The sequence below is a fragment of the Paenibacillus sp. F024 genome, from assembly GCF_057814255.1.
This window is the reverse complement of sequence record NZ_JBVASZ010000001.1, coordinates 604,056-625,161: the sequence shown is the minus strand read 5'-3', so window position 1 is coordinate 625,161 and position 21,106 is coordinate 604,056. Positions and strand designations below refer to the sequence as shown.

Here is a 21,106-nt window from a genome sequence, read left to right as displayed (position 1 = left end):
CTACACCTTTAACGGCCTGGATTGGTTTGCGGAGCAACGACATCCTGCGGAAGCTGGGGAACGATTCTTCCGATGATGGCCGCCATTTCCTCAGCAAATCCGTTGATCGCTCTGCCGTTGCGCACATGATCCCTTATGCGGCGCAAACGTTCGGCAAGATCCATATCTGCCGTCACGAGCGAGTTCACTCCATAGGGATCGTGTTTCAATGCTTCGGCTACAGACAGCTTGATCGTACCGACTTTGGCCCGATCCATCCCTTGCGGTACATTGATTCCGACAACGGCCGTGTTGCCGAATACGACGCAATTGGCGCTTTCCACATTCGGCACACTGGCGGCGATTTGCTCCAGTCTTTGGGCTACGCCGGCCGCATCTGTAATCTGTTTCTTTTGAGGCGCCGTTTGCTTTACCTGCACCTGATGGTTATGATCAGTGTTCTGAGGAGGGGCTGCTCCATTCTTTGGTGATTGGGTACAACCTGTTAGCACAGCGGACAACAGCATAATAACCGCGACAAATTTCCTCACTAGTTCTCGTTCCTTTCTTTTCAGGTTCTGCTTTGGTTAGCTTGTCCTGACTGGCTAGTTCTTATGTATTTAGCTTTTACCAAACACCAAACCCGGGAGGGACTCAAAATGAAAAAGGTTTATGTGCTGGATACTAACGTTTTACTGCAGGATCCAAATGCCATATATGCTTTTGAGGATAATGAAGTAGTTATTCCGGCGGTAGTGCTTGAGGAGATTGATTCCAAAAAGCGGAACGCGGATGAGCTGGGGAGAAATGCACGTCAAATCTCCCGGATGCTGGACGGATTGCGAAGCAACGGAAGATTATTTGAGGGCGTTGAGCTTGAAAGCGGCGGAAGCGTGAAGGTGGAGCTCAATCACCGAAGCTTTGCGAGGCTGCAGGAAGTCTTTGCGGATATATCCAACGATAATCGGATTTTGGCCGTTGCGCTGAATTATCATTTGGAGGAAAATGAAAAGCCCGAACCGAGGCCGGTTATTTTGGTCAGTAAAGACATGCTGGTTCGGATTAAGGCTGACGTTCTGGGCATTACGGCGCAGGATTATTTAAGCGACCGGATTGTGAATGTAGCCGAAGAAATTTATGCCGGACATCTAACGATTCTTGTGCATCCATCCGTCATTGATGAATTTTATACTTACCGCCATCTGAACGTAAGCTCTTTGAACTTAACATATACATTGTATCCTCACGAGTTCGTTATTTTAAAAGATGAAATGGGAACCAGCAAATCGGCGCTCTTGAAGGTGAGTGCGGATGGCAAGAAGCTGGAGCCGCTTTTTTTGAGCAACGATCCGATCTGGGGCATCGCGGCAAGAAACGCCCAGCAGAGGATGGCTCTTGAACTGCTGCTGAATGACGAGGTTCCTTTGGTTACGCTGACAGGCAAGGCCGGCACGGGAAAGACGCTTCTGACGCTTGCGGCCGGCTTGATGAAGGTGGAAGACGAAAGGAAGTACAAGAAGCTTCTGATTGCTCGTCCTGTTGTTCCTATGGGAAAAGATATCGGTTATTTGCCGGGTGAGAAAGAGGAGAAGCTGCGTCCCTGGATGCAGCCGATTTACGATAATTTGGAATATTTATTCGATACGAAAAAGCCGGGTGATATCGATAAAATATTGGCCGGACTGGGAAGCATTCAGGTTGAAGCGCTGACCTATATCCGCGGCCGATCCATACCGGGGCAATTCATTATCATCGATGAGGCGCAAAACTTATCCAAGCATGAAGTGAAAACGATCGTATCCCGTGTTGGAGAGGGCAGTAAAATTGTACTTCTCGGGGACCCGGAGCAAATCGATCATCCTTATCTCGATGCTTCGAGCAACGGTCTGACCTATGTGGTTGAACGCTTTAAAGAGCAAAGCATCAGCGGGCATATTATGCTTGAACGCGGCGAACGCTCCCACTTGGCACAGCTTGCAGCGGATTTGCTGTAAGGAGACTTGGGAAAGCTTCAAAGCGGATAAAAACTCCACGCTTAACGCAGCGTAATTTCAATATTCGTCGGCCGCCAACGATATTTATGTATCGTGAAGCGGCCGATTTTTCAAGAAAATGAAGTCTCTAAGGGCTTTACGGCACTGCTTTTCTCAAGGCCCGCAGATCCATTCAATGCTGCAGCCGTAGGCGCGGGCAATGCCTTCGGCCAGTTCGGCATGCTGCTTCTCCAAGGTATAAACAGTGCCGCTGCCATCATCATCGAGGTTCCAATACGCCAACAGGTGTTCTTCAAGCTGCGCGGCGGCCTGAACCGGTTCATATGCGCGGCCGGACGGGGCTTTCGGCTTCTTCAGCTTACATACGACAGCCATATCGGCGTACAAATAAGCGTTCTCCAATCGGGTAATAAATCCGTAATCATCAAAAGAAGGGCTTATTCTCACAGAGGCTGGCAATAGCAGCAAATCCAGCTCCTCAAAGGGTACGGAGTATTGGTTCATAATCGGCTTGGCCTGTTCCCGGTCCTGCGGGGTAGAGAAGATCAGAAGTTCCTTGTCCCGGTCGAAGAGGCTTGCTTTGCCAGCCAGCGCTTTTACGATTTGAGCGTAATAGCCTGCCCGCTTGTCATCGGGCATATCCATCGCAAGACCGAATTTCATTTGAATTTCTTTCATGGGAACCGCCCTCTCTTTCTTTTTCGTTTCGCACTTCATGTTACACCATTATGCGCAAAAAAAGCCGGCCGGTGCAACCTTTTCGTTACAAGGCCAGCTTTAACATGATGCTGAGCTTTCCTTCTTCAATTTTCACTCCAGTCACCTGGAGGAAAGATGCGAGATTTTGCGGATAAAGACCCAAATCAAAGTCTTTTTCCAAGGCCTCAATCGTCGTGGAGGGCAGCATAAAGCCGTTGAACTGCAGTTCCGTAATTCGAAACCGTAAAAATGTCCCATTTCGGCTTTCATCCTTCGCTGCCATCTCGTAGCTTCCGGCCATCTGCACGGAGATACCGTCCCGCATTCCGGCAGCGGTCATTTTGTCGGGCGTGAACCGGAGCGTCATATCGGAGAATAGCTCGTTTTTTTGCCTTAAAAAGTGGTTTAGCTCCTGGTCAGTCATCTGAAAAGTGTAGTTAAATCCGTTCATAATCAAATTTCCGCCCGAGCCCGATCCGGAGGTCACCAATTCAGGCAGCTGCTTCAAGGCTTCTCCCAGGGCTTGAAAGTAGGTTCTGAGCATGGGGACTCCCTTATCATGCCATAAGCGGTTAAGTTCCAGCATCTGCTGCTGAAGCTGGGGAGCTGTTTCTATATTTTCGGCTAAGGCCGTATCCACTTCCCGCTGCAGAGCGAGAAGACGTGCCCGCTGCTCTATATAATTCGATTTGGTCTGCTGCAGTCCGGTTTGGGTCTTGGTCATCCTTTCTTTCACTGCGGTCAACTGCTGCCATGCTTCCGTGTGGCGTTGGAGTGCCAGCTGATCATTCTTTAGAATCGCTTGCAGGTATTCTAATGAGGCCAGCGCTTCGGAGAAGCTGCGGACCGTAAATAGTAATGTCCAAAGCGTATCCCGGTCTCCCATGTAATAAGCGCGAATAACCTTGGCGGCGTGGGCTTTCGCCTCGGCTGACGAATGCTCGGCCATTTTGAGCTGCTCCTCAGTACTGGTGAGCTGCTCCTGAAGCTTGGCTTCCTGCTCCGATATGCGCATGAGCTCTTGGTCGATTTCGTAAATCGTTAATCCTTTTTGCAGCAATTCGTTGTTTTCTTGTCCCGTTTCGGCCTTTAGGGTTGGAAGTTCCAGGCCAAGAGCACACCAGCCCGCCAAAATGATGCCGATTACGGCTCGTCTTAACCCCTTCAACGGCAATACCACCCGAGTTCCCCTCCCATCCTCTCACCTAAAGATATCATAGGAAGAGGAAAATGATGACAAAAAAATGGCTTTCCGCCGGACATTGGCGAAAAGCAGCAGGAAGAGATCAAGATTTCGGTGCCGCAGGAAGAAGACGAAGGATGTCTTGAAGGTTCTTCACCTGTTTCGGTGCTTCTTTGGTAAAGTTCGGCGTTTGGTTCACATCGTCTATGCGCTGTGTCCATTCGATAACGTTTACGGCTTTGCCGCTGTTCTTATCCGTAAAGCTCAGCTTGCCGGATTGCTCGCGGATAAAGCCCTGTTCGTCGATCACTGTGCTGATGGAAGAAGGCGCCGCCACGCTCCATTGCTCAGCAAATGACTTTAACCTTTCGCTCTGAGCGTCGGAGCTTAAGCCTCCGGCCGTCAGGTGATTGAACAGATTCGACAAAACGGACGATAATTGCTTGGAAACCTCCGTAAGATTCTTCTCGTTTATTGTCAGAGTAATCTGTTTGGCCGGATCGCCATTGGACAGCGATTCATCCTTGGATCCGGGCTCCAGCCATTTTGAATCAATGCCCTCGAGCAGCTTGACGCTGATGCCGGCAGAGAATCCGCCATTTGCGTTCCATTGGCTTTGAACATTTTCAAGGGGGAGCATCATGTATTCATCCGGTTGATTGACGGCTGGCAAGTGCAGGTACATTTTGTTATCTTTAAGAAGGATCGGCAGTACAATCGGAGCTTCCGCGCCCTTGGGCGCCAGTGTGATCATCGCTTCCATTCGGGCCGGATCGGAAAGCGAAACGATACCTTCATATTGAATCGCGCTTTCCTTTAATAAACCCAGCATCGCGGCAGTCATTGGCTGTGCGTCCTGGAAGAGGGACGGGTCCAGCTGAAGGTTGACCTGGCCTGAGAACCGGTAGCTATGTACCTGTTCTTGCTTGGCTGCGGCCTGAAGCAAATCTTGCTTCAGCTGTTCGTGATCCGTACATCCGGCGGCAAGAAAAAAGACACAGCAGAGAAGCAGTAGAGGTAATATTTTTCGAGTGATAACCAAGGTTGTGCTCCTTCCATCGTTGTCTTCATACATTATATCGAGTAGGAGCCGCTTTGTCTGTAGTAAATTGGTGATAGGCAGAGAGGGGCATTTGCATATGGGACAATCGGGAAACCAGGGGCTTCTGACGGTGATCCGGGAACGTATGGAGCAGCATAAAGAGCGGGCCATTTCTTTTCTCGAATACATGGACTTGTGTCTATATCATCCTGAATACGGCTACTATATGAATGAGAGGACAAAAATCGGAAGAGACGGCGACTTTTATACAGCTGCATCTATAGGTACGCTATTGGGAGAAATTTTGGCCGCATATATCCACCGGACAGCGTCTGATTATTCGGGATCGTTCTATTTGATAGAGTGGGGAGGAGGCAGGGGGATGCTGGCGCTGCAAGTACTCGATGCCCTGCGGCTGTCTTCTCCGGATCTGTATGACAGGCTTCAATATATCAGCGTGGAAGCAAGTCCTTATCATCGGAGCCTGCAGGCTGAGACGCTGGAGCCTCATGCTCAGAAGGTGCGCTGGCTGAACGAAGAGGAATGGGTGAAGGAAGGTCCTTGGAAAGATTGTATTGTGTTTTCCAATGAGCTGCCGGATGCGCTGCCCGTGCACCGCGTTGCTTACCGGAAAGAGAGTTGGATGGAAAGCTTCGTGGCATGGGACGATAAGGCACAGGAGCTGATCGAGCGCGAGCTGCCCGTAACGGACCGGAGTTTGATGGATTTTATAACTAAAGAACAGATGCCCAAGCGGGAAGGGCAGCGGTTTGAGGCCGGACTTGCATCGATACGTTGGTTGAAAAATATAGCTGCAAGCTTGGAAGAAGGAGCCCAACTGATTACGATTGATTACGGAGATGTTCGGGAAGAGCTTTATGCCCCGCATCGGATGAATGGAACGCTGCTTTGCTACCGGAAGCATCAAGCTTATGATCTGCCTTGCCTGTACCCGGGCGAGCAGGATATGACCTCGCACGTCAATTTCAGTGCGTTGATCGATGCGGGGCGGGAGAGCGGCTTGGTTCCGTGCCAATTCATGACTCAAAAGCAATTTTTGGTAGAGAATGGACTGCTGGATAAGCTTCAGACGCATGATGCCGCAGATCCGTTCTCTCCGGCAGCCAAGCGTAACCGGGCTATTCGCCAACTGCTGATCAGCGATCAGATGAGCGAGCTGTTTAAAGTATTGATTCAAAAAAAAGGTGAGCCGCAATAACATGCGGTTCACCTTTTTGTGGTTGGCGATGGAGTTCAGAGCTGCATCGCTTCAAGATTATACGGACATTTTGAAAAATGACCAGTACGTAAATCCTGTAAACGAAATAATCATGTATCCCCAGAAAATCAATATGTAAGTACGTTCGGACAATTTCATGTATCCTAACAGAACAAAAATCGCCGTCTGGGCGAAAAAGATCATAGCGAAAGGAATCATTTCCCCGGCCAGTGCGGCTAGTCCGATGACGAGCGTCCAAAAACCGAGAACACGAAACATGCGATCCATTCTGCATCCCCCTCTCTTCCATCACATACGTTGCATTTTTTACGTTACTAATCAACATTATAGCGAAACCTGATTCACGTGTAAACGTCAAACCGTGACGAAATTAAGTCAATTTCATCCCCGTCTTGCAAATATCATCCCCATTTTGATGAAAATGATGTATGACCTCCTTTAAAAATGGCAATACAAATTACTAGAAAAGTATTCTATGAACTCTACCATGGGCATAGAGATAAAGTAACGCAATATTTCATGCACTACCTATCATAGATGTGGATGAACCTATAGGGGTTAGGAGGACGGCTTCGATGACTGCAATCAGACAAGATGCATGGAGCGAGGAAGATGATTTGATATTGGCGGAGGTGACACTAAGACATATCCGGGAGGGCAGCACTCAGTTGTCCGCATTCGAGGAAGTTGGCGAAAAAATCGGTAGAACTGCGGCGGCTTGCGGCTTCCGTTGGAATAGCTTTGTCAGAAAAAAATATGAAGCGGCAATCCAAATCGCCAAAGCCCAGCGGCAAAAACGAAACCAGCAAAGAAAGCATACGGGAGCATTCGCTACCGTGGCGGGCAGCGCAATGGCAGGTCCGTTAATGGAAGGCGGCTCCGTACGCAGCGACGGCATTGTTGAAGAGCTGTCGATCGATGCGGTGATCCGGTTTTTGCGGCAGTGGAAAGGAAGCTACCAGGAGATGGTTCGCCATGTACGGCAGTTAGAAAAAGAAGTGAATGAGAAGCAGGATGAGTTGGAGCGTCTTCGGATGATCAATGACGAGCTAAGCAGGAAGGTCAGCGATGTTTCCACCGATTACCGGGTAGTAAATGACGATTACAAAGCTTTGATTCAAATCATGGACCGGGCCCGGAAGCTGGCGTTTCTGGCAGAGGAAGAAGAGGAGAATAAGGCGCGTTTTAAAATGGATGAGAACGGAAATCTCGAACGGATTGAATAAATCCGATAAAGAGATGATAACATATGAAAGCTCCTGCATAGGTACCCCTGAGCGCTTGCGATCCGAAGCCGTTTGGGGTTCTTTGTTTTGGATACGGTTTATTTGTTATGATAGACGGAATAGAGTTTTTTATAATAAAAGGGTGTGAATATGTGAATCGGGTTACGGTCATCGGGGCAGGAGCGCTGGGGATGCTCTTTGCCGTTAAGCTTGCAAAGTCGATCCCCGATATGGAAATGGTAGTTCGCCGGATCTCGCAACAACAGCTCCTGATGTCCGAAGGGATTTCCTTAACCGAAGCCGGCGCTTTTCCGGAGGGAACGGAAGAAGCGGAGAGAACATTAAGGATTTATCCGAAGATTACTCTGATCAATAAAGAGGATAGCAGTCCTTTGTTGCGGGAAGACAGTATGCATTGGATTGTGCTTGCCGTAAAGCAAACGGCCATAACGAACGAATTAGCTGAAGCGGTTCAAAAAAGGATGGGCCCCTGTTCCTGGGTTGTCTGCCTGCAGAATGGAATCGGTCATTTGGATACGCTTACAAAACGGATACCCGCCGAGCGAATTTTGCTGGCCGTTACTACCGAAGGCGCTTTAAAGCGCTCGGAAACGGAGGCGGTCCATACCGGGCGAGGCGTGACCTGGATCGGCAGCGCTTCTCCCATTGACGGTGAATGTGCTGAGGCAGCGCAAAAAAAGTGGGTTGAGCTGCTGGAAGAAGCAGGATTTGGTGCTTTTTTGTCGAAAAACATCACTAGCCGAATTTGGCATAAGCTTCTCGTTAATGCCATCATCAACCCGCTAACAGCGATATTGCAAGTGACCAACGGAGAACTGCCGGGGCTGCCGCAAGCGCAGCAGCTGATGCGCGCTTTATTCGATGAAGGAGCTGCTTTGGCAGCGGGGCTTCGAATCGAGTTGGACCCGGATTTGTGGGAACAGCTGCTCGAAGTGTGCCGGAGAACTTCGGCCAATCGATCTTCCATGCTGCAGGATGTGCTTGCCGGCCGACCTACCGAGATCGACGCGATCAACGGGGGGATGCTTAAAGAGGCCGGGGAGCTTGGTCTTTCCATGCCAACGCATCAAGCTGTATACCAGCTTGTGAAAGCTTTGGAAGGACGGTTTCCGTCATTCGGACGTTGAACGAATTGAGGGTTGGTGATCATGGCTTGAACGGATTATTAGTGTGGCTTCATCAGCTTTACAAGGCAATTGCTTTTTTCCCTTTCGTGGCTTTTGTGATTACATGGCTGATTGTTTATTACGGTTGCGGACGTAATAAGCGTAAAGCGACTCATTTCAGCATGGATATTACCACCTTGTTTCTGATCGGATCCGTAGCCTATATGAGCCGCAATCTGTTCGGATCGGGAATGCTGCTGTGGGTGATTATCCTGCTCTTTTTAATTGCCGCAGGGCTGCTGGGTAATTTGCAGAACCGGCTTAAAGGACGCATTGACCTTGTCAAAATCGTCCGAACCCTTGGACGGCTCGGTTTTTTGGTTTTGGGAGCCTTCTATGTGCTGCTGTTACTTTTCGGCATCGGCAAGTATATGATTAACTCTTGAGGAGAGTAGCCTTATGAATGTACATAACTTAATGGAAGATGTTGTAAAAAGCTACCTGAAAGAATTGATGGCCACACAAGAATATTTGGCCGGGATTACAGACAATGAACAAAGTGACATCATCGCGATTGCACTCAATCATCTTCCGGCGAAATATGTTTCGACGGCCAAAGGAGAAGTATTGGCCAAAACCCAGCTGCGGATGCAGGTGGAGACCGATGTGTACCGGGAGTTGTCCAATGCCATACATATTGTGTTAAATTCGGAAAGAAAGTCCGCATTGCGGTCCGACAACGAATAAAATACGGTTTGATTTGAGAGCCTATTCCATAGGCTCTTTTTTTTGTCATCTGCATGATGGGATAATTGGTTTCACAAATCGCAAAACGGGCTGCTGCTAAAAATAGGTTCTAGATTTTATTAACCATTGGTATTATAATTTTCATCTGGCAACGGTTTCAATGTCTACAATATTTATTGTTATAAGTACTATAAATGGTAATTTTATCTGATATGAATTCTTCTTCATGCATATAAGACATGATAGGAATTAACATAAAATTACATAATATCGAAGGAGGATGTCCATGAAGCTGAACAAATTTCTCATCCTGATCCTGGTAACGGCGATGTTCGGTGCAACCGCCGCCGGATGCTCGGGCAATTCGAATCAGGGACAAGGAGGGTTGGATAGTAACAAAGCTCAGGAGCTCAGAATCAATCTATCGGCGGAGCCGCCCGCGCTTGACAGCTCGATTGCCACAACCAACCCGACCTTTACCGTGATTAACGCGATTAACGAAGGTCTCTACCGATTGGATGCGGAAGGCAAACCGCAGCCGGCGCTGGCTAAAGAGCTCCCGAGTATTTCTGCGGACGGGCTTGTCTACACCATTACGCTCCGCGACGGGTTAAAATGGGCTGACGGTTCTCCATTGACCGCAAAAGACTTCGAGTGGGCTTACAAGCGTACACTGGACCCGGCTACCAAAGCCAAATATGCTACCATGCTGGCCTGGATTAAAGGCGGTACGGCCCTGAACCAAGCGAAGCCTGAAGAGGTAGAAGCGAGGAAGGCTGCGTTAGGTGTGAAGGCTACCGATGACAAGACGCTCGAAATTACGCTGGAGCGGCCTGTTCCGTTCTTTACGGACCAGTTATCCATGCCGATTTTCTTTCCGCAAAAGGCTGATTTTGTCACAGCCCAGGGTAACAAATACGGTGCGGATGCCGACAAGGTGATTGGCGCAGGCCCCTTTAAGCTGGAGAGATGGGACCATGAGCAGCAGCTGGTAATGGTGAAAAACGATAATTATTGGGATGCGGCGAATGTAAAGCTCACTAAAGTAACGGTCAACGTGGTAAAGGATCCGAACACCGCTTTGAACATGTACGAAACGGACCAGGTCGATCTGACCGAGCTTCGAGGCGAACAATCCAAAATGTATCAAGGTAAGCCGGATCTAACACTCAAAAAAGAGTTCGTTACGGCATATGTGATGTTCCATAATACGAAAGTGCCTGCTTTTAGCAACGCAAAAATCCGCCAAGCGCTGGGAATGGCTATTGACCGCAATACGTATAACGAAGTGGTATTGGGAGGCTCCTCCATCCCTTCGACAGGACTTGTTCCGGGAACGGTACAGGACGGTCATCAAGAGGAATTCCGTAAAGTGGCGGGCGATACCCAGCCTCCATTTGACGCAGCCAAGGCCAAGCAGCTGCTTAGCGAGGGATTAAAGGAGTTAAATCTGAGTGCTCTGCCGAAATTCACCTTGACGGCTGATGATACGGAAACGGCCAAAAAATCACTGGAATTCATTCAGGCCCAATGGAAGCAAAATCTGGGTATTGATGTGGACGGGCAATCTCTTCCCTTTGCACTGCGGGTAAAAAATATGCAGGAAGGCAGCTTTGATGCGCTGCTTGCATTGTGGGGCGCGGACTACAACGATCCGATGACGTTCCTGGACATGTGGCTTTCGGATAATCCGTCGTTTAACTATGTTGGATATAACAACAAAGCATATGACGATTTGGTCAAAGCCGCAGCGGTAGAGAGGGATACAGCCAAGCGCTCTACCATGCTGGTTGATGCGGAGAAGCTGTTGATGACCGATATGCCGATTTCTCCGCTGTACTTCCGTACCCGGCCCTATGCGAAGAAGCCCAGCGTGGACGGCTTGATCCTTCCTGCCATGTCCAAGGAATGGGAGCTCAAATGGGTATCCATTAAGTAATGTCTTTCATTTTAGGCTGAATCATTAAAGTTGGGCCGTTCTATCATCTAATGGAACGGCTCCGTTTTTTCTTGGTCATGTAGGATTTGAATTTAATCAGGAGGTGTGAGATGCCGCCATGCTTCGCTTCTTACTTCGTCGTTTAGCTTATATGGTCGTAACGCTATGGCTGATCGTCACGTTTACATTCGTTCTGATGAAAAATTTGCCCGGTGATCCGTTTGGTGAAGATTCTCAGAAAATGAGCATTGAGCAAAGGCAGCTGTTATACGCTCAATATGGACTCGATCAGCCGGTTTGGAAGCAATATTTAAAATATATGAATAATGTCCTGCATGGAGATTTGGGTGTTTCCTTCCAGTTCCCGACACGGAAGGTGACCGATATTATTCATCAGGCATTTCCCGCATCGCTCGAGCTGGGCTTGTGGGCGATCGGCATTGCGATTGCAGTGGGGCTGATTTTGGGTATCATCGCATCCTTAAATCATAATAAAGGCCCTGACATTGCTGCCATGTTTACCGCAGTAGCCGGCGTTTCCATCCCTTCGTTTGTACTGGGCCCGCTGCTTTCTTATTTTGTCGGCGTCAAGCTGGGCTGGCTTCCTCCGGGCATGTGGTCCGGACCGGAGCATCGTGTGCTGCCTGCGATTGCCTTATCCTTTGGGACAATAGCCATTCTGGCGCGTTTAATGAGAACCTCCATGCTCGATGTATTGAATCAAGATTATATCAAGACGGCCAGGGCCAAGGGGTTGTCACAGAGGGCCATTGTAGTCGGACATACGCTTCGTAATGCCATACTCCCGGTCATTACCGTTCTCGGACCGGTGTTCGTAGGCTTGATTACAGGAACTCTGGTTGTGGAGCAAATTTTCGTCGTGCCGGGACTCGGAAAGCATTTTGTGCAGTCGATCGCGACCAATGACTATACCATGATTACCGGGCTAACGATTTTCTATGCATTTATTTTAGTTGTCGTGCTATTCATTACGGATATATTGTACGGCCTGATTGACCCGCGTATTCGGATGGTTAAAGGGGGAAGCAAATGATGGAGATCTCCAAAGATCTGTTTCAGCCGGTCGAGAATAAACAAGCGAACCGTGAAACCATCGTCAGGCCTTCATTGACCTATTGGCAGGATGCATGGAGAAGGCTGAAGAAAAACAAGCTGGCCGTGTTCGGTCTGATCACACTTATACTGCTATCGCTGCTTGCCGTCTTCGGACCGGTTTTGTCTTCCTATGATTATGCCACCCAAAATTACCAGATCAGCAACCAGCCTCCTTCCGCGGCGCATTGGTTCGGTACGGACGATTTTGGCCGTGATCTTTGGACGCGTGTATGGTGGGGCACGCGAATATCCCTGCTGATCGGGATTGCGGCAGCTCTGCTCGATTTAGTTTTCGGCGTTCTTTACGGAGGCATCTCCGCATACTACGGCGGACGTGTTGATGATATTATGCAGCGAATCATCGAAATTATTTATTCGATTCCGTTTTTGCTGATTTCGATCCTGCTGATTGTTGTGATCGGCCCGGGAATCAAGACGATTATTATCGCTTATGCCATAACCGGCTGGGTGCCGATGGCCCGGCTGGTGCGGGGGCAGCTGCTGCAGCTGAAAGAACAGGAGTACGTGCTTGCGGCCAGAACGCTCGGCGCAAGCGGTCCGCGCATCATTCTCAAGCACTTGGTTCCTAACGCGCTTGGACTGATCATCGTGCAAATCACGTTTATCGTGCCGTCGGCCATATTTGTAGAAGCGTTCCTCAGCTTTATCGGTCTGGGTATACGTGTACCGCTCGCCTCGCTCGGTTCGCTGTTGTCCGACGGGGCCAATTCCATCCGGTTGTACCCGCATCGGATTATTTTTCCGACCATGGTTTTCAGTTTAATCCTGATGAGCTTTAATCTGCTTGGAGACGGATTGCGCGATGCGCTTGATCCCAAGATGCGGAAGTAAGGGAGGGAAATATAAATGTCAAATCCTATATTAGAGGTTAAGGATCTCAGAGTATCCTTTCAGACGTATGCCGGTGAAGTTCAGGCGGTCCGCGGCGTGTCCTTCACTTTGAACAAAGGTGAAGTGCTGGCTATTGTGGGGGAATCCGGCTGCGGTAAATCGGTAACGGCTCAAACGATCATGAGACTCATTCCTTCACCTCCGAGTATCATCAAGAGCGGCTCCATTGTATTCGACGGAAAGACGGAGATTACTCGAAGCACCGGTAAAGAAATGGAGAAAATCCGGGGTTCGGAGATGGGGATGATCTTTCAGGATCCGATGACCTCTCTGAATCCGACGATGACGATAGGCAAGCAAATTACGGAAGGCTTAATCAAGCATCAGGGCTTAAGCAAAAATGCAGCTAATCAGAGGGCTGTGGACATGTTGAAGCTTGTCGGGATTTCAAATCCGGAAGGACGGATTCATCAATATCCTCATGAATTTTCCGGCGGGATGCGCCAGCGGGTGATGATCGCGATTGCGCTGGCTTGCAATCCGAAGCTGCTGATTGCCGATGAGCCGACCACGGCACTGGATGTTACGATACAAGCGCAAATTATCGATCTAATGAAAAAGCTCTCGGAGGAAACGGAAGCTTCGATTATTGTGATCACGCATGATCTGGGGGTCGTAGCGGAAATGGCCCGGCGTGTGGTGGTCATGTATGCCGGTAAAGTGGTGGAGCAGGGCACGGTGGATGAATTGTTCTATGATTCCAAACATCCGTATACCTGGGGGCTGCTTCGCTCCGTTCCGCGTCTGGATCAAGACAAGGGCAGCGAATTGGTGCCTATCCCCGGCACCCCACCGGATTTGTTTGCGCCGCCGAAGGGGTGCGCTTTCGCTTCGCGCTGTCCTTACGCGATGAAGGCGTGCCTTGAGATTGAGCCGGAGCATACGGTGCTCTCCGAGACGCATTCGGCAGCCTGTTGGCTGCTGCATCCGGATGCACCAAAAGTAGAGCGACCGGTAGAAGCGGGAGGTGCTGCGCGATGAGCAATACGATACTTGAAGTGCGAAACTTGCAAAAGCATTTTAACGTGGGCGGAGGCAGGATGCTAAAGGCCGTTGACGGTCTTCATTTTTCCATTCAACGGGGCGAAACGTTCGGGCTTGTCGGCGAGTCCGGCTGCGGTAAATCGACGGCGGGCCGGACCATTATCGGACTTTACGAGGCCACCGGAGGCGAGGTCATTTTTAACGGGGAAAACGTACACAAGCTGAAAGGGCGCAAGTTCCAAGCGTTCCGCCGCCAGATGCAGATGGTGTTTCAAGATCCGTACGCTTCTTTGAATCCGCGGATGACCGTGGAGAATATTATCGCGGAAGGCATCGATATTCATGGTCTATACAGCGGTAAGCAGCGAAAAGAACGCGTGTACGAGCTGCTGAATGCCGTCGGATTAAATGAAGAGCATGCAAGCCGGTTTCCGCATGAATTCTCCGGGGGCCAAAGGCAGCGGATCGGTATTGCCCGCGCCTTGGCAATTGAGCCGCAATTTATTATCGCGGACGAACCGATCTCGGCATTGGACGTTTCCGTTCAGGCACAGGTGGTCAACCTGTTTAAAAAATTGCAGAAAGAGCGCGGGCTTACCTATCTGTTTATTGCGCACGATCTGGCGATGGTCAAGCATATTTCCGACCGCATCGGCGTGATGTACCTTGGCAAGCTTATCGAAGTAACGACAGCAGAGGAGCTTTACGCTAACCCGCTGCATCCTTACACGGAATCGCTCATGTCCGCCATTCCGATTCCGGACCCGGAGGTGGAGCGTACGCGCGAGAGAATTATTCTGAAAGGCGAGATTCCGAGTCCGCTCAATCCGCCGAGCGGGTGTCCGTTCCGTACACGCTGCCCGAAGGCAAAGGAAGAATGCGCGTTGACGATGCCGGAGTTTAAGGAAGTGAAGCCCGGCCACTTTGCGGCGTGTCATTTATATTAAAAGAAGAAAACCGTTCGCGGGCAGTTGGCGAACGGTTCTTGCTGTTATCAGGGGCTGTACATATTTTGACGATTTTCCTCAACATGTGTACAATATAGATGCTACTTGCGATTACAAAGCGAAAGCGGCTTTCTTTACATAAGTTTAACGGAACCAAGTATGGGAAAGGTGGCGGGACAAGTGCGTTTGGAAGCAGTACATTGGGAATCCGGCCAGCCTTTGACGGACGATTATGTGAGCCGTTATGAGAAGACGGGCGAGCTTTATGAATATAATCCCTGGGAACCGGAAAGCTGGCGGGCCCGCGCATCCTGGCTTGATCATGAGCGCGTGCTTGGAGCGGACCGCCAGCGGCTGGCGGATGCGCTGCGCCGGTTCAATGAACGTGCCGGAAATGCACCTGAAGCGCTGGAAGCCATCGAGCTGTTGAGAGATGGGCGTACGCTGTGCGTAGTGGGAGGCCAACAGGCTTCACTCTTTACAGGACCGCTGCTGGTCATTTATAAGGCGGTCACTTTGCTCCGGTTGGCGAGGGAAGCCTCCGGGAAATTAAACCGCCCGGTGGTGCCGGTATTTTGGATTGCCGGCGAGGATCATGATTTCGATGAAGTCAATCATCTGAACCATCTGACGCAGAGTCTTCAAGTGGAGAAAATGAAGGTGGAGCATCCTACCGGCCTGCGCACGTCGATCAGTCAAACGAAGCTAAGCCGCGAGCAGTGGGAGGATGCGCTGCAGCAGCTGGAGCAGTCGCTGATGCCAACCGAGTTCAAGGAAGGTCTGGTGCAGTCGTTTCGGGATGCAGCGGCAGAATCGTCTACGCTGGTGGATGTATTCTCCAAACTGATGGCTAAGCTGTTCGGATCGCAAGGGCTCGTGCTTCTGGATTCGGGCGATCCCGCGCTGCGGGAGCTGGAGGGCGCCATGTTTCAAAAGCTCATTGAGCAAAGCGGCGAATTGAACGAAGCCTTCCTCAAGGGTCGTGATCGGCTGATCGCAGAAGGCTACCTCCCGCAAGCAGAGCTTTATGCGAATGCGGCCAATTTATTTGTATACGATGAACAGGGTGAACGGATCCTGTTGTATGCGAATGACAACGGAACCTTCACCGACCGCAAAGGCGAACACAGCTTCTCGCGGGAGCGGCTGCTGGATTGGGCGGACACCTCTCCGGAGCGGCTGAGCAATAATGTGATGACCCGGCCGTTGATGCAGGACTATTTAATGCCGGTGCTGGCTGCTGTGCTCGGACCTGCGGAGATCGCTTACTGGGGCTTGACGCGTGAGGCGTTTCACCGGCTCGGGATGAAGATGCCGATACTGGTTCCCCGTCTGGGCTTCACGCTCGTCGAAGGAACGGTACACAAGAACATGCAAAAATACGGGCTTACGTTCGAGGATGTGATGCTGCATCTTGAAGACAAGCAGCAGGAGTGGCTGCGCGCACAAGACGGGCTGCGGCTCGAAGATCGGTTCAGGGATGTGAAGGAGCAGTTCCGTAGAGGCTACGAGCCTTTGATTGCGGCCATTTCCGAGATTAATCCGGGCCTCAAAAAATTAGGCGAGACCAATTTGGGCAAAATTATCGAGCAAATCGAATTTTTACAGCATAAGGCGGAAGACGGGCTGCGCACACAGAATGAGTCGGGACTCCGGCAGTATCAAAGAATCGGTCTTTCGATAGCCCCTGGCGGAAAGCCTCAGGAAAGAGTATATAACATATCCGCTTATTTAAATAAATACGGCGAAGGCTGGTTGAAGGAGCTGCTTGAGCTTCCTTTGAACATAGACGGGAAGCATTATATATGTTATATGTAGAACATTATCTATATTAAAGATATCAAGGAGGGGCACTACCCACATGAAAAGTACGATCGACAAAAGCGTGATCCGCGACATCGCGCTGGCGCCAGAAGGGCATTTGAAAATTGATTGGGTTAACGCCCATATGCCTGTATTGAACCGGATTCGTGAGCAATTTGAGAAGGAGCAGCCGTTTAAAGGCTTAAAGGTTGCCATCTCGCTTCATCTGGAGGCCAAAACGGCTTATCTTGCCAAAGTCATTCAAGCCGGAGGAGCGGATGTGACGATTTGCGGCAGCAATCCGCTTTCGACTCAGGATGATGTTTGCGCTGCGCTGGTCGAGGACGGCATCACGGTATTTGCCAAATACAATCCGGAGCCGAAGGAATATAAGGACCTGCTGATCAAAACGCTGGAAACCGAGCCGGACCTCATTATCGATGACGGCGGCGATCTCGTTACGATTTTGCACTCCGAACGCAAAGACCTGCTGAAGAATGTGCGCGGCGGCGCGGAAGAAACGACAACAGGCATTCTTCGTTTGAAATCCCTTGAAAAAGAAGGGCAGCTGCAGTTCCCGATGGTGGCCGTAAACGATGCGTTCTGCAAATATTTGTTCGATAACCGTTACGGTACCGGGCAATCGGTATGGGACGGCATCAACCGGACAACGAATCTTGTCGTTGCGGGTAAGACGGTGGTCGTCGTAGGCTACGGTTGGTGCGGTAAAGGTGTGGCGATGCGTGCCAAAGGGCTTGGAGCCAATGTCATCGTTACGGAAATCGATGCGATCAAAGCGGTAGAAGCATATATGGACGGGTTTGCGGTGATGCCGATGCTGGAAGCGGCCAAAGTGGGCGACTATTTTGTCACCGTAACGGGCAACCGGGACGTCATTCGCGGTGAGCATTACAAGGTGATGAAGGACGGAGCCATTTTGTCCAACGCCGGACATTTTGACGTAGAGGTTAATAAAGTGGAGCTGGAGGAGCTTTCCGTATCCAAGCGGACGGTTCGCCGCAACATTGAGGAGTATACGATGCAGGACGGCCGCAAGTTTTATGTGCTGGCGGAAGGCCGATTGGTAAACCTGGCGGCAGGCGACGGACACCCGGCGGAAATCATGGATATGACCTTTGCGCTGCAGGCCATGTCTCTGAAATACGTAAACGATAACTACAAGCAAATCGGCAATAAAGTGGTGAATGTGCCTTATGAGCTGGATGAGCAAGTGGCGCGATTTAAGCTTGCATCTCTTGGCATGGGCATCGATTCGCTTACCGAGGAGCAGAAAAGCTATTTGGACAGCTGGGCTGAGCATTAAGATTCCGGCTTTTCCTTCAAGACATTCCGTAACATCCCCTTCCTCAGTGAAAGGGGATGTTTTTGTATTGCCGCCAAACCTCCCTTCACCTCCGGTTCTCACTCTATCACAGGGCAGCCCCGTCATGTAATGTATTTCCATACAAGTGCAACAACGCCTGCATCCTCTGCGTCATAACATTAACGCGATCGGCTTATCAGCGAAGCTTGCGACGATAACAAAAAGAGGGGGATCATCCATGCGAAACGAGAAAAGAGGGTTGCAAAGCGCGGCTCGAACGGTCTGGAAACGTTTATGGCGGGGGATCGTATTGAGTACACTATTGGCGGCTCTACTGACAGGCTGCAGCGCTCCGAACGATCAAGCGGCCTCTTCAACGGCTGCAGACTCTGCAAGCTCGTCATTGTCCAGCCAGAACCAGGCGGCCGATGTGAAAGGGAGCGCAGGGGCAGCCCCGGCTAATCAGGCTCCAATAGTAGGGGGAGCGGCTGCAGACGCCGACGCCGGCGGCACTGCCGGAGGACTTGCCCAGGCAGCTGCGGAGCCGTTTAGCCGCAAAATTATTTACACGGCCCACCTGGTCATGCAGGTGGAGGACTATGCGGAAGCGGAGTCGCGGATACAGGAGGCTGTCAAGCGGTCCGGCGCTTATATTCTGCAGTTCGACGAAAATACGTCGGCGTCGGAAAAGTACGGCATTTTCACCATTAAAGTGCCTGCAAACGGATTTCAATCCTTGATTGATCTTCTGGAGCAAATCAATCCGAGCATGCAAAAAAACATGCAGGGTCAGGATGTCACCGAAGAGTTTGTCGATTTGTCGGCCCGCTTAAAAGCCAAGCAGGTTATGGAAAGCCGCTTGGTCGCCTTTATGGAAAAGGCGGAGAAAACAGACGAATTAGTCGCTTTTTCCAACGAGCTGGGCAAGGTGCAGGAGGAGATTGAGCGGCTCCAGGGACGTATGAGATACCTGGAGCAAAATGTAGCGTATTCGACCGTCGAACTCCGGGTAGCACAAAAGATCGGTTCAGCGGAAGTCATCAAGGCACAGGACCAGGGGCCTCTGATGAGGCGTGCGGCGGCTGCGCTCAACGCAACGTCAACGGTGATTGGCTTTTTATTTCAGTGGGCGGTTGTTATCGCAGCCGGCGCACTGCCCGTTTTGGTTCTGATTGCGTTGATTGTTCTTGTTTTTTATCTTATGAGGAGGAGAAGGAAGGCCAAGCTGGAGGATATCCGGGCCAGGCTTTCCGAACAAAATCAGCATCAGGAACCGAGAAACGAATCATAGCCTTTAAAAAAATCCTGCGAACGTCTTGTGACGAAGCAGGATTTTTTGTTAACATAGCGAAATATTATATTTTAAGTGGTGAAAAGTGGGGTAAAGTGGTGGATAAGGGGGTGGCGAGTGGTGTTCATGGGGGAGTTTCAGCATACCATTGACGAGAAGGGCCGCATGATCGTGCCGGCGAAATTTCGTGAAGCTCTCGGAACATCGTTTATCGTCACCCGCGGTCTGGACCAATGCTTGTTTGTGTACCCTATGCAGGAATGGTCGGTGCTGGAACAAAAGCTCAAATCGCTGCCGCTTATGAAATCCGATGCCCGTGCCTTTACCCGGTTCTTTTTCTCCGGGGCCACCGAGTGTGAGCTGGACAAGCAGGGCAGGGTCAATCTGCCGAACAATTTAATTGATCATGCCAAGCTGGACAAGGATTGTGTTGTCATCGGCGTTTCCAATCGGGTAGAGATTTGGAGTAAGTCGATTTGGGAAAACTACTTCCAGGAGTCCGAGGAATCTTTTAATGAGATTGCTGAAAAATTGGTCGACTTTAACTTTGATTTGTAATCCGTAATGACGGACGCCTCAGGAGGAATAATGAGCATGTTTCATCACGTAACCGTACTTAAGCAGGAAGCAGTGGAAGGTCTACATATAAAACCGGACGGCGTATACGTGGATTGTACGCTCGGCGGAGCGGGGCATAGTTTCGAAATCGCCTCGCGTTTGGGTCCAAATGGATTGCTTATCGCATTTGATCAAGATGATGCGGCGCTGGACAATGCCCGGCAGCGACTGGCTTCCGTAGCGGATAGGGTCAAGCTCGTGAGAAGTAATTTCCGCTATCTTGAACAGGAATTGGCACGAATCCCTCAGGCCTTGAAGGACGGCCGGCCGCAGGTGGACGGCATTCTGTTCGATTTGGGCGTATCATCGCCGCAGCTAGACGAGGCGGAGCGGGGCTTCAGCTACAACCATGATGCCGAGCTGGACATGCGGATGGACCGGACCTCGCCGTTGACGGCCAGAGATATCGTCAATGAGTGGTCCGAGCAGGAAATCGCCGACATTTTATTCGAATACGGCGAAGAGAAGTTTGCCAGAAGAATCGCTGCAAAAATCGTTGCTGCGAGGGCGGAAGCCCCGATCGAGACGACCGGTCAGCTGGTTGAGCTGATTAAGGAAGGGATCCCTGCGGCAGCGCGGCGCACGGGACCTCATCCGGCCAAACGGAGCTTCCAGGCGCTGCGCATCGCCGTGAACGACGAGCTCGGGGCATTTGAAGAAGCGCTCGAGCAAACGATCCGGTGTCTGGCTCCGGGCGGAAGAGCGGCAGTCATCACGTTCCATTCGCTGGAGGATCGAATTTGTAAACAAACCTTTGCCAAATATGTAGCCAAATGCACATGTCCGCCGGATTTTCCCGTGTGCGTGTGCAATCCCGTCGGTGTTGTCAGGCTGATTAACCGCAAACCGATCGAAGCAGGCTCGCAAGAGCTTGATGACAACCCGCGCGCGCGTTCGGCAAAGCTGAGAATAGCTGAAAAATTACCTTCATAAGG

At 50.5% G+C, this 21,106-nt stretch carries 21 protein-coding genes; 16 read left to right on the top strand and 5 right to left on the bottom strand.

Annotated features, from left to right (window positions below):
* Window positions 1-8 precede the first annotated feature (8 nt).
* Window positions 9-530 (bottom strand): YhcN/YlaJ family sporulation lipoprotein, encoded by a 522-nt coding sequence (locus tag ACZYR9_RS03115; protein WP_488976977.1) that lies wholly within the window; start codon window positions 528-530, stop codon window positions 9-11.
* A gap of 108 nt (window positions 531-638) precedes the next feature.
* Between ACZYR9_RS03115 and ACZYR9_RS03110 the strand changes: the two genes are divergently transcribed.
* The gene (locus tag ACZYR9_RS03110; protein WP_488976976.1) at window positions 639-1,973 is read left to right on the top strand and encodes a PhoH family protein; all 1,335 of its coding nucleotides are present in this window, start codon (window positions 639-641) and stop codon (window positions 1,971-1,973) included.
* A 153-nt stretch (window positions 1,974-2,126) separates the two neighbouring features.
* On the opposite strand, the gene ACZYR9_RS03105 is transcribed toward ACZYR9_RS03110, so the two are convergent.
* The 3 genes from ACZYR9_RS03105 to ACZYR9_RS03095 all read right to left on the bottom strand — a co-directional run bounded on the left by ACZYR9_RS03105 (window position 2,127) and on the right by ACZYR9_RS03095 (window position 4,897).
* A complete protein-coding gene (locus ACZYR9_RS03105) occupies window positions 2,127-2,651 on the bottom strand; it encodes a hypothetical protein (RefSeq protein WP_488976975.1) in 525 nt (174 codons plus the stop codon).
* Window positions 2,652-2,736: 85 nt separating this feature from the next.
* A complete protein-coding gene (locus ACZYR9_RS03100; protein WP_488976974.1) occupies window positions 2,737-3,852 on the bottom strand; it encodes a hypothetical protein in 1,116 nt (371 codons plus the stop codon).
* 106 nt (window positions 3,853-3,958) lie between these two features.
* A complete protein-coding gene (locus ACZYR9_RS03095) occupies window positions 3,959-4,897 on the bottom strand; it encodes a hypothetical protein (RefSeq protein ID WP_488976973.1) in 939 nt (312 codons plus the stop codon).
* A gap of 97 nt (window positions 4,898-4,994) precedes the next feature.
* On the opposite strand from ACZYR9_RS03095, the gene ACZYR9_RS03090 reads away from it, so the two are divergent.
* A complete protein-coding gene (locus ACZYR9_RS03090; RefSeq protein WP_488976972.1) occupies window positions 4,995-6,116 on the top strand; it encodes a class I SAM-dependent methyltransferase in 1,122 nt (373 codons plus the stop codon).
* A gap of 57 nt (window positions 6,117-6,173) precedes the next feature.
* On the opposite strand, the gene ACZYR9_RS03085 is transcribed toward ACZYR9_RS03090, so the two are convergent.
* Entirely contained in the window at window positions 6,174-6,404 is a 231-nt protein-coding gene (locus ACZYR9_RS03085; RefSeq protein WP_488976971.1) for a DUF2626 domain-containing protein, read from the bottom strand.
* Window positions 6,405-6,712: 308 nt separating this feature from the next.
* Here ACZYR9_RS03085 and ACZYR9_RS03080 point away from each other — a divergent pair, with 308 nt between their 5' ends.
* The 14 genes from ACZYR9_RS03080 to rsmH all read left to right on the top strand — a co-directional run bounded on the left by ACZYR9_RS03080 (window position 6,713) and on the right by rsmH (window position 21,104).
* Complete coding sequence (locus ACZYR9_RS03080) at window positions 6,713-7,363, top strand: RsfA family transcriptional regulator (RefSeq protein WP_488976970.1); 651 nt, start codon at window positions 6,713-6,715, stop codon at window positions 7,361-7,363.
* Window positions 7,364-7,515: 152 nt separating this feature from the next.
* Window positions 7,516-8,511: a 2-dehydropantoate 2-reductase gene (locus ACZYR9_RS03075; protein WP_488976969.1), complete on the top strand. Its 996-nt coding sequence runs from the start codon at window positions 7,516-7,518 to the stop codon at window positions 8,509-8,511.
* 26 nt (window positions 8,512-8,537) lie between these two features.
* Window positions 8,538-8,936: a DUF3397 domain-containing protein gene (locus ACZYR9_RS03070; protein WP_488976968.1), complete on the top strand. Its 399-nt coding sequence runs from the start codon at window positions 8,538-8,540 to the stop codon at window positions 8,934-8,936.
* 13 nt (window positions 8,937-8,949) lie between these two features.
* Entirely contained in the window at window positions 8,950-9,237 is a 288-nt protein-coding gene (locus tag ACZYR9_RS03065; protein WP_488976967.1) for a late competence development ComFB family protein, read from the top strand.
* Between the two features lie 286 nt (window positions 9,238-9,523).
* On the top strand, window positions 9,524-11,176 hold the full coding sequence (locus ACZYR9_RS03060; RefSeq protein ID WP_488976966.1) for a peptide ABC transporter substrate-binding protein: 1,653 nt from the start codon (window positions 9,524-9,526) through the stop codon (window positions 11,174-11,176).
* Window positions 11,177-11,294: 118 nt separating this feature from the next.
* Entirely contained in the window at window positions 11,295-12,230 is a 936-nt protein-coding gene (locus ACZYR9_RS03055) for an ABC transporter permease (protein ID WP_488976965.1), read from the top strand.
* Window positions 12,227-13,144: an ABC transporter permease gene (locus ACZYR9_RS03050; protein WP_488976964.1), complete on the top strand. Its 918-nt coding sequence runs from the start codon at window positions 12,227-12,229 to the stop codon at window positions 13,142-13,144. Before ACZYR9_RS03055 ends, ACZYR9_RS03050 begins: the two co-directional genes overlap by 4 nt.
* 15 nt (window positions 13,145-13,159) lie before the next feature.
* Window positions 13,160-14,185 carry an ABC transporter ATP-binding protein gene (locus ACZYR9_RS03045; protein WP_488976963.1) on the top strand — a complete coding sequence of 342 codons (1,026 nt, stop codon included), beginning with the start codon at window positions 13,160-13,162 and terminating at the stop codon, window positions 14,183-14,185.
* The gene (locus ACZYR9_RS03040) at window positions 14,182-15,135 is read left to right on the top strand and encodes an ABC transporter ATP-binding protein (protein WP_488976962.1); all 954 of its coding nucleotides are present in this window, start codon (window positions 14,182-14,184) and stop codon (window positions 15,133-15,135) included. The genes ACZYR9_RS03045 and ACZYR9_RS03040 overlap by 4 nt, the downstream gene beginning before the upstream one ends.
* A gap of 180 nt (window positions 15,136-15,315) precedes the next feature.
* On the top strand, window positions 15,316-16,953 hold the full coding sequence (gene bshC / locus ACZYR9_RS03035; protein WP_488976961.1) for a bacillithiol biosynthesis cysteine-adding enzyme BshC: 1,638 nt from the start codon (window positions 15,316-15,318) through the stop codon (window positions 16,951-16,953).
* Window positions 16,954-16,996: 43 nt separating this feature from the next.
* Window positions 16,997-18,262 carry an adenosylhomocysteinase gene (locus ACZYR9_RS03030; RefSeq protein ID WP_488976960.1) on the top strand — a complete coding sequence of 422 codons (1,266 nt, stop codon included), beginning with the start codon at window positions 16,997-16,999 and terminating at the stop codon, window positions 18,260-18,262.
* Between the two features lie 238 nt (window positions 18,263-18,500).
* Window positions 18,501-19,553 (top strand): DUF4349 domain-containing protein, encoded by a 1,053-nt coding sequence (locus ACZYR9_RS03025; protein WP_488976959.1) that lies wholly within the window; start codon window positions 18,501-18,503, stop codon window positions 19,551-19,553.
* A 120-nt stretch (window positions 19,554-19,673) separates the two neighbouring features.
* Window positions 19,674-20,111, top strand: a complete 438-nt coding sequence (gene mraZ / locus ACZYR9_RS03020) for a division/cell wall cluster transcriptional repressor MraZ (RefSeq protein ID WP_488977138.1) — start codon at window positions 19,674-19,676, stop codon at window positions 20,109-20,111.
* 36 nt (window positions 20,112-20,147) lie between these two features.
* Complete coding sequence (gene rsmH / locus ACZYR9_RS03015) at window positions 20,148-21,104, top strand: 16S rRNA (cytosine(1402)-N(4))-methyltransferase RsmH (protein WP_488976958.1); 957 nt, start codon at window positions 20,148-20,150, stop codon at window positions 21,102-21,104.
* Window positions 21,105-21,106: the final 2 nt, after the last annotated feature.

Coding starts and splice junctions, on each gene's coding strand:
- ACZYR9_RS03080 (WP_488976970.1), top strand. CDS start 6,713: ATGACTGCAATCAGACAAGATGCATGGAGCGAGGAAGATGATTTGATA.
- rsmH (WP_488976958.1), top strand. CDS start 20,148: ATGTTTCATCACGTAACCGTACTTAAGCAGGAAGCAGTGGAAGGTCTA.
- ACZYR9_RS03045 (WP_488976963.1), top strand. CDS start 13,160: ATGTCAAATCCTATATTAGAGGTTAAGGATCTCAGAGTATCCTTTCAG.
- ACZYR9_RS03060 (WP_488976966.1), top strand. CDS start 9,524: ATGAAGCTGAACAAATTTCTCATCCTGATCCTGGTAACGGCGATGTTC.
- ACZYR9_RS03055 (WP_488976965.1), top strand. CDS start 11,295: ATGCTTCGCTTCTTACTTCGTCGTTTAGCTTATATGGTCGTAACGCTA.
- ACZYR9_RS03090 (WP_488976972.1), top strand. CDS start 4,995: ATGGGACAATCGGGAAACCAGGGGCTTCTGACGGTGATCCGGGAACGT.
- ACZYR9_RS03025 (WP_488976959.1), top strand. CDS start 18,501: ATGCGAAACGAGAAAAGAGGGTTGCAAAGCGCGGCTCGAACGGTCTGG.
- ACZYR9_RS03085 (WP_488976971.1), bottom strand. CDS start 6,404: ATGGATCGCATGTTTCGTGTTCTCGGTTTTTGGACGCTCGTCATCGGA.
- ACZYR9_RS03030 (WP_488976960.1), top strand. CDS start 16,997: ATGAAAAGTACGATCGACAAAAGCGTGATCCGCGACATCGCGCTGGCG.
- ACZYR9_RS03065 (WP_488976967.1), top strand. CDS start 8,950: ATGAATGTACATAACTTAATGGAAGATGTTGTAAAAAGCTACCTGAAA.
- ACZYR9_RS03050 (WP_488976964.1), top strand. CDS start 12,227: ATGATGGAGATCTCCAAAGATCTGTTTCAGCCGGTCGAGAATAAACAA.
- ACZYR9_RS03105 (WP_488976975.1), bottom strand. CDS start 2,651: ATGAAAGAAATTCAAATGAAATTCGGTCTTGCGATGGATATGCCCGAT.
- ACZYR9_RS03040 (WP_488976962.1), top strand. CDS start 14,182: ATGAGCAATACGATACTTGAAGTGCGAAACTTGCAAAAGCATTTTAAC.
- ACZYR9_RS03110 (WP_488976976.1), top strand. CDS start 639: ATGAAAAAGGTTTATGTGCTGGATACTAACGTTTTACTGCAGGATCCA.